Consider the following 6907-nt stretch of genomic DNA (forward strand, 5'->3'; position numbering starts at 1 on the left):
GCCCGGCCCGCGACACGCCCGGGCGTGGCCGTCCTCGAGGACGCCACCCGCGCCTCCTCGGCCCGCTCGCCGGGGTCGGTGCCACCCGCCCCGCGGCGTGCCCCCCGGACGGGTGAGACGGGTGAGCCTCGGGCCGGGACGGGTGTCACCTCCCCGCTGTCCATGCGGCCTGTGACCCCTTCGAGGGGGCGTACCCCCCGAACGGGTGTCGCGAATCGGCGGGAACGACCCTGTACTGTTTCGACACGTCCCCGGAACGGTCCCCCGAAAGGCCCACACCGGAGGCGAACCCGTCGATCGAGTGGCCCGAACCGCTCGCAGTCGACGGACCCGAAACGGGAGCCCCTGGCTCCCACCCGACCGCCGCCCACCCCGGCGCGTCACCTCGAGTCGCCGCCGTCGCCGACGCCCCTCCGGACGTCCGACGGCGGTCACCCACCGCCGCCGGCGTCCGGTCGTCTCTCAGACCCGAACCCGGAGAGAACACGCATGTCCCGAACCATGCGCGTCCGCGACAGCGACGCCGAAAACCGACCCGACACCGGTGCACCCGACACCGGCCCCGCCCTCGACGTGGCTCCTCGCTCGCGCAGCGAACTGAGGCGCCTGGCACACCACGACGAGGAGCGGGGATCGCGGGCACGCCCCACGACGCGCATCACGAGCGACCACCACGCGTCGGTCGTCTCGCGCACCGAGGGGCGTGCCCACTCACCCTTCATGGTGCTGCTCGTGCTCGCCTGCACCATGGGCATCCTGCTCTACGGGCAGTTCCTGCTGAACCCCGCCAACCGCGGTGACCTGCTGCCCTACGTCGCGGTGATCATCGCCGAGGCCGTCCTGGTGCTGCAGGCCCTCCTGGCCATGTGGACGATCCTCTCGGGCGGTCAGAACCCCCGGGACTTCGACTTCCACTCGACGCAGGACACGCTCTACGACGAGGACGCGATCGACCGGCTCGGCGTCCGCGACCAGCCGCACCTGTGGCCGATCGTCGTCGACGGGAAGACCGTCGTCGTCGACGTCTTCGTCACGGTCTACGGCGAAGAACTGTCGAAGATCGCGATGACGGTCCAGGCCGCCGTCGCGATGCAGGGCGCGCACCGCACCTGGGTGCTGGACGACGGTCGGAGCGACGAGGTCAAGGACCTCACCGCGAGGCTCGGCGCCCGGTACATCCGCCGGCTGACCAGCCACGGCGCCAAGGCGGGCAACGTCAACTACGCCCTGTCGGTGGCCAAGGGCGACTACTTCGCCATCTTCGACGCGGACTTCGTGCCCAAGCCGATGTTCCTGCACGAGACCGTGCCGTTCTTCATCGACGAGAAGGTCGCCTTCGTCCAGACCCCGCAGTCGTACGGCAACCTCGTGAGCATCGTCAGCCGCGGCGCCGGCTACATGCAGGCCGTCTTCTACCGGTACATCCAGCCCGGCCGCAACCGGTTCAACGCCGCGTTCTGCGTCGGCACCAACGTCATCTTCCGCCGTGCGGCGATCGACGAGGTCGGCGGCATCGACACCGACTCGAAGTCCGAGGACGTCTGGACGAGCCTGTTCCTGCACGAGGCCGGGTGGCGCTCGATCTACATCCCGATGACGCTCGCGATCGGCGACGCCCCCGAGACCATCGAGGCGTACAGCAAGCAGCAGCTGCGCTGGGCGACCGGCGGGTTCGAGATCCTCTTCCGGCACAACCCGCTGAGCCCCCGCCGCACCCTGACGATGGACCAGCGCTTCCAGTACACGCTGACGGCGACCCACTACCTGACGGGCATCGCCCCGCTGCTGCTGATCATGGTGCCGCCGATGGAGATCTTCTTCGACCTGCGCCCGATGAACCTGCACATCTCGGTGCTGCAGTGGCTGCTCTTCTACTCGGGCTTCTACCTGCTGCAGATCGCGCTCGCCTTCTTCACGCTCGGGTCGTTCCGCTGGGAGGTGCTGATGCTCGCGTCGGTGTCGTTCCCGATCTACGTCAAGGCGTTGTGGAACGTGCTGAGCGGCAAGGACACGGCCTGGCACGTGACCGGCGGAGGCAAGGCGTCGAGTCCGTTCAACGTGCTCGTGCCCCAGGTGCTGTTCTGGCTCTTCCTGTCGCTGACCTCGCTCGTCGCGATCTGGCGGGACTGGGACAACCGGGTGCTCACGCTCGCCACGGTCTGGAACCTGATCAACACCGCCGTGCTCTCGGCCTTCCTGCTCGCGGCCCTGCGTGAGGCCGGAGCCATCAAGCGTGCCGCCCGCTCGGGGTCGAGCGCTCGCACGACCGTCGCCGGTCCGATCACGACCGGGCCCGTGGCGACTCAGACCCTCCGCACCCAGGTCGCCCGGCCCCTGCCCCGGAGCCACGACGAGTTCCTCGAGCTGTCGTCCGAGCAGCGACTCGAGCAGCGCCGACGCGACGACGAGCGGCGTCACCTGCTCGAGGCCCGACTGGCCGTGGCCGACGACCAGCACGCCCACGAGGCGCAGCACGGCGACGAGGCGTCGCACACACAGCACGCGGGACCGGTGTCCGGACCCGACCGACACGACACGAACGACCGAGAGAAGGTGGTCTCATGACCTGGGGCAACAGGATCAAGATGACCGTCGGCATCCTGGTGGTGCTCGCCCTCGTGGCCGTCTTCACCGTCATCTTCACGCAGCGGCAGGCCCAGGTCATCAGCACCAGTGCCGCCATCGCCAGCCAGGACTTCTCCGTCGGCACCGACTACAGCGGCACGGTCACCTCGACCGACGCCGAGGTCGGCGACCGGGTGAAGAAGGGCGACGTGCTCTTCTCGCTGCAGAGCCCCTCGCTGCAGAAGGACCTCGCGGACGACGTCGTCGTCCCCGACACGGACGCCTACACGGTGGACGACGACGGCACCATCACCTTCATGGCCACCGTCGACGGCACGCTGTCGCAGCTCGACGTCCGCGAGGGCGGGTTCCTCGGCTCGGGAACGTCCGTCGCGACCATCGAGAAGGCCGGCACGCTCTTCGTGGACGCCGACTTCACGCTCACTCCCCGCGACTACGAGCGCATCCAGGACGGCGCGACCGTCGACGTGATGCTGCCCAACCAGCAGGTCGTCGAGGGCAGCGTCGACCTGGTCAGCGTGCAGACCAAGGACGGCGCGGCCGCGGCCACCGTCCGCGTGGTCAGCGACCAGCTGAGCGAGGGGGCCTACAACGGCCTCGTCGCGAGCGGCACGCCGGTCGAGGCGACCATGCACCTCCGCGACGACGGCATCCTCGCCGGGCCCGTGGACACCATGCAGGACTTCCTGCGCCAGATCGGGGTCTGACGATCCCCGGCGCACGGAGAAAGACGACGGGTCGGTCCGGCCGACGGGATCGTTCGGGATCACCGATCGCTTCCGGGCCGGCTCGTCACCCCCGGGAGGCGCGGGTCGAGATCCGACCCGCCCCGCGCCTCCCGACCCTCCGCCGGGTCCTCGCCGGCGTCGCCCTCGGCACGGCCGGCGTGCTCGTGCTGGCCGGCTGCTCCGGCGGCTCGGACACGGACGGCGACACCACGGGCCGCCCCGACGCCGGAGGCGACGTGTTCCCCGCCTCGCAGGTCGACCCCCTGGTCGCCGCCCTGCCCCACGAGTCGGTCGGCACCGTCCCGACCATGCGCCTCGCCGACGGCCTCGTCCCGCCGACCAACACCTGGTTCTCCGGGCTGGTCTTCGGTGACGAGCCGACGCCCGTGTTCCCGTTCCCGATCTCGTTCCAGCTGACGCAGGCCGGCTTCGCCGCGGGACTCCCGGTGCCGGTGGCCTCCGAGAAGGCGATCGTGTCGCCCGCCCTGCCCGACGTCACCCTCGACGTCCAGGCCTCGGCGACCGAGATCAGTGCCTACGACGACGTCTCGGTGACGATCGCCCACCTCGACGGCGACGCGGTGCTCGGTCACACGACCGTCGCCGAGGGCTCGCCGGTCGTCTCGTACACCGCCGCGACCACGCAGACCGACACCCTCGGGACTGCCGTCACGACCGTCGGCGACGGGCGCGGCACGTTCACCGTCGGCAGCACGACGTGGGGCGTCGCCGTCACGGACGGCAGCCTCGACGGCACGGCGGTCCGGCTCGACGAGGGCGGCTCGGTCGTCCTCGTGCCGCTGCCCGACGGGGCCACCGACGAGCAGGTGCGGACGGTGCTCGACGCGGCCGCCTCGCCGCTGACGTCGGTGACCACCGCGCACCGCGCCTCCGGGTCCGGGTCGTCGGCGGTGTCGACCACCGAGCTCGGCTACGAGACGGCGGCCGGGGGAGACACCCTGCTCGTCCCGGCCCCGCACATGGGCGACGCGGCGACGGGTGGCGGCACCGGTCTGGGCTACGACACGATCTACGGCACCGTCCCGTTGTCGATCGGCTCGACGCTGGCGTTCGACGCACCGGTCACCACGGCCTCGACCGGGCTCGACCTCTCGGGGCTGAGCGACGACCAGAGGACGCAGCTCGAGGACCAGGTCAAGGCCGACGTCGCCCGCACGGCGGAGACGCCGGTCGACACCTACTACGGCGGCAAGGCGCTCTACCGGTCGGCGATGCTCCTGCAGCTCGCCCGGCAGCTCGGGGACGACGCGTCGGCCGAGACCCTCCGCACGTCGGTCGTCGACCGACTCGACCGGTGGACCGACCCCTCGGGCTGCGAGACGCGCGAGCAGGAGTGCTTCGTCTACGACCCCGCCGTGAAGGGCGTCGTCGGCAAGGCGGCGTCGTTCGGCTCGGACGAGTTCAACGACCACTACTTCCACTACGGCTACTTCCTCTACGCCGCCGGCGTCGTCGCGGCCGACGACCCCGAACTGGCCGAGCGCTGGCGTCCGGTCATGGACCTGCTCGCCGCCGACATCGCCTCGGGCGCCGACAACGGGTCGTTCCCCGACCGGCGTGCCTTCGACCCCTACTGGTCGCACAGCTGGGCCTCGGGCTACTCGCCGTTCGCCGACGGGAACAACCAGGAGTCGTCGTCCGAGGCGGTCAACGCCTACGCGGGCCTGTCGCTCTGGGCCGCGGCCACGGGTGACGACGCGCTCGGCGACGAGGCGTCGTGGATGCTCAGCGGCGAGGCCTCGTCGGCGCTGGCCTACTGGCTCGCCCCCGACCTGACCGGCCCGACGTCCGCCGGCTACGGACACGCGATCGTGTCGCTGACCTGGGGCGGCAAGCGCGACTACGGCACCTGGTTCTCGGCCGAGCCGTCGGCGATCGCGGGCATCCAGTTGATCCCGCTGAGCCCGACCTCGGTGTCGTACCTGACGTCGTCGGCGGGCGGAGGCGCCCGGCAGATCGCGCGCGTGGTCGACGAGGCGAGCGCCTCGGGCTTCGACCGGCCGCTCGGCGACTACGTGCTGATGTACTCGGCCCTCGAGGGGCCCGACCAGGCCGCGGCGGCCCTGACGGCACTGGCCGACCTGCCCGAGACGGGCATCGACGACGGCAACTCGCGGGCCTACGCGATGGCCTACGTGATGACCGCCGGCACGCGGTAGGGCCGAACGCAGGAGGTGCGGGTCGGCGAGGGCTGGCCCGGCTCAGCCGACGGGGCGCACCGGCTCAGCCGACGAGGCGCACCGGCTCGACCAGGCGCACCGGGTCGACGAGGCGTTGCACGCTGCCGTCGGGGTGGTTCGCGACGAGCGTGCCGCCCCAGAAGCCGAGCTGGTCACGCTCGGTGTCGAGTTGCCAGAGGCGGCGGCCGTCGGCCAGGTCGAAGGCCGTGACCGTCGAGGTGCGACCGCTCGAGGCGGTCGTGGCGTAGCCGGTCGTGCGGCCGACCAGCGCGATCTGGGACTCGCCCGGCACCACCGCCCGGGCCACCTCGTGGCCCGACGCCGCGTCGAGCAGGCGGACGGTGCGCTGGGCCGCCTCGTCCGACGTGAGGTCGCCGGACAGCGCCGCCGCGCCTCCTGGTTCGAAGGTCTGGGCGAAGACGAGCGACCCCCGGTCGCCGGCCGGGTCGGTGGTCACCCGCGCGAGCCCGTGGCGGCGGTCGCGGGGCGGGGTCGTCCAGAGCTCGGCGCCCGTGCGGCGGTTGACGCAGACGACCCCGGGCGTCGTCGAGAAGACGAGGCAGTCGCCGGTCGCCTGCACCCCGCGGTCCTGGCGTAAGCCGTGTCGCCAGAGTTCGCGCCCGTCGAGCGAGAGCGCCACCACCGTGCCGTCCGTGTCGTCGGTCGAGGTGGGGATCGCCGGGTCGAGGCCCACCACGACGAGGTCGCCGTCGACGACGAGGGTCGTGGCGGTCGGCAGGTCGGGTCCCCAGTCGTGCGTCTCGCCGGTGAGCCCGTCGACCGCGGTGATGGTCCCGCCGTCGAGGACGAGCAGACCGTCGGGGGTCAGGGCCTCGTCCTGGTTGCCGGTGGTCTCGCCCGTCCACACGGGGGTGTCGAGGTCGTCGGCGGCGTAGAGCGAGAACTCGCCCGTGCCGGGCTCCGCGTCGTAGTAGACGCGGGAGTCCTGGTACGAGAACTGCGGGTCGCTCGAGACGAGGGCCCAGGAGGCGGTGGCGTCGGTCAGGCGCGCGCGCCCGTTCGGCGAGGTGGTCACGTCGGTCAGTTCGCCGGTCCCGAGGTCGAGGCGGGCGTACGACGAGGCGAACCCGTCGCCGCCGAAGCCCAGCGTCGAGACGAGGGCCGTGTCGGTGGCGCCGTCGGCGGGCCAGACCTGGACGAAGCCGCTGCCGGCGTCGAGCTCGGTGCCGAGGTCGACCCACCAGCGGACGGTGCCGTCGACGGGGTCGACCCGTGCGAGCCGGCTGACGGCCTGCGCGGTGCTGCCGAAGCCGCCGTCGAAGCGGCAGTCGGCGCCGACGTCCGTGGCGGCGCTCGTGCCCCTGCCGTCGTCGCCCGCGGCACCGCCGGCGCTGACGAGGACGTCGCCGTCGAGCCGGTCGGGGCCCACCG

Annotated in this window: 4 protein-coding genes; 3 read left to right on the forward strand and 1 reads right to left on the reverse strand. The window is 72.1% G+C overall.

What is annotated here, in order from left to right; genetic code table 11:
* Positions 1-489 precede the first annotated feature (489 nt).
* The 3 genes from IFT36_RS14435 (at position 490) to IFT36_RS14445 (ending at position 5494) form a co-directional block, all read left to right on the forward strand.
* The gene (locus IFT36_RS14435) at positions 490-2565 is read left to right on the forward strand and encodes a glycosyltransferase family 2 protein (protein ID WP_235452281.1); all 2076 of its coding nucleotides are present in this window, start codon (positions 490-492) and stop codon (positions 2563-2565) included.
* Positions 2562-3293: an efflux RND transporter periplasmic adaptor subunit gene (locus IFT36_RS14440; RefSeq protein WP_056043811.1), complete on the forward strand. Its 732-nt coding sequence runs from the start codon at positions 2562-2564 to the stop codon at positions 3291-3293. Before IFT36_RS14435 ends, IFT36_RS14440 begins: the two co-directional genes overlap by 4 nt.
* A gap of 179 nt (positions 3294-3472) precedes the next feature.
* A complete protein-coding gene (locus IFT36_RS14445) occupies positions 3473-5494 on the forward strand; it encodes a glycosyl hydrolase (RefSeq protein ID WP_200413480.1) in 2022 nt (673 codons plus the stop codon).
* A 64-nt stretch (positions 5495-5558) separates the two neighbouring features.
* Here IFT36_RS14445 and IFT36_RS14450 read toward each other — a convergent pair.
* A partial coding sequence (locus tag IFT36_RS14450; protein ID WP_200413481.1) for an outer membrane protein assembly factor BamB family protein occupies positions 5559-6907 on the reverse strand: 1349 nt, incomplete at its 5' end.

Origin of the sequence: Frigoribacterium sp. CFBP 13605, assembly GCF_014839405.1 — a bacterium.
GTDB lineage: Bacteria > Actinomycetota > Actinomycetes > Actinomycetales > Microbacteriaceae > Frigoribacterium.

Coding starts and splice junctions, on each gene's coding strand:
- IFT36_RS14435 (WP_235452281.1), top strand. CDS start 490: ATGTCCCGAACCATGCGCGTCCGCGACAGCGACGCCGAAAACCGACCC.
- IFT36_RS14440 (WP_056043811.1), top strand. CDS start 2,562: ATGACCTGGGGCAACAGGATCAAGATGACCGTCGGCATCCTGGTGGTG.